The organism is Ruminococcus sp. 210702-SL.1.03 (assembly GCF_020559915.1).
Taxonomy (GTDB): domain Bacteria; phylum Bacillota; class Clostridia; order Oscillospirales; family Ruminococcaceae; genus YE71.
The window spans coordinates 1-206 of the sequence record NZ_JAJCLZ010000203.1 but is presented as its reverse complement, the minus strand read 5'-3'; the positions used below and the strand labels follow the sequence as shown (position 1 = coordinate 206).

Genomic DNA, 206 nt, shown 5'->3' with positions numbered 1-206 from the left:
CACAAAGTTTTAAAGGCTGTTTTGTCTATTGTCACGAATTTAAGTGACGATGATAGAACAGCCTTTTTTTCATTTGTAGAAAAAGGAGGAATATATAATGTATTACGATCACAATAAAGTAGAATGGCTGAAAGAACGGTATCCCGAAGGGACTCGCATCTGCCTTGACAGAATGAATGATGATCCATTCCCTGTTGAGTCCGGTA

1 protein-coding gene is annotated in these 206 nt (G+C 37.9%); it reads left to right on the top strand.

Translation table 11 applies throughout. The features are described 5' to 3' along the window. Window positions 1–97: 97 nt before the first annotated feature. Window positions 98–206, top strand: a 109-nt coding sequence (locus LI114_RS14440; protein ID WP_227221180.1) for a DUF4314 domain-containing protein, incomplete at its 3' end; no start/stop codon positions are given.